The sequence below is a fragment of the Streptomyces flavofungini genome (assembly GCF_041028215.1).
Taxonomy (GTDB): Bacteria; Actinomycetota; Actinomycetes; order Streptomycetales; family Streptomycetaceae; genus Streptomyces; species Streptomyces flavofungini_B.
In genome coordinates this window covers 1-665 of sequence record NZ_JASKYR010001476.1, presented here as the reverse complement: position 1 = coordinate 665, position 665 = coordinate 1, and the positions used below count along the sequence as shown (strand labels likewise).

The 665-nt window shown below is 74.6% G+C and carries 1 protein-coding gene; it reads right to left on the bottom strand.

Annotated elements, in window-relative coordinates:
- A partial coding sequence (locus AB8Z36_RS41745; RefSeq protein WP_369218527.1) for an ROK family protein occupies nt 1-497 on the bottom strand: 497 nt, incomplete at its 3' end.
- Between the last annotated feature and the right edge of the window lie 168 nt (nt 498-665).

Genomic DNA, 665 nt, shown 5'->3' with positions numbered 1-665 from the left:
TCGTCGTACTCCCCGGCCGAGCCGTGGGCGCCGGGCTCGATGGCGCCGCCGATGCCGATGGCGCCCGCGATGCCGGTGCCGAGCGGTACGAAGAGGAAGCGCTCGGCGGATCTGCCCGCGCCGATGCGGCCCTCGGCGAGGCCGCCGGTGCGGACGTCGTGGCCGAGGGCCACGGGGACGTCTGACAGGCGGGCGCTGAGGAGGTCCCGGAGGGGGACGTCGCTCCAGCCGAGGTTGGCCGCGTATACGGCGAGGCCGCGGGCGGAGTCGACGATGCCGGGTACGGCGACGCCCGCCGCGGCGGCGGGCTCTCCGTAGTGGGTGATGCCGTGGGTGCGCAGGTCCTCGGCGAAGCCGAGGATGGTCTCCACGACGGCGTCGGCCCCGCGCTCGCGGCCGGTCGGGCGGCGCGCCTCGTACAGCAGGGTGCCGTCCGCCCCGACCAGGGCGGCCTTCATTCCGGTGCCGCCCACATCGAGGGCGATGACGTGTCTCACGGGGTCAGTGTCGCGCGTCACCCCATGAAAGGTCTAGTCCACTCGCGGTAATCGCTTGCTTCTCGCGGGGGCGCGGTTTGGGCGGGGTCTTGTCGTAGTGGGGGTCGCCGCTGCGCGGCTTGTCTCCCACCCAGCCGCCCGTTGCCCTGCGTGCGGGGCCTCCCGGGG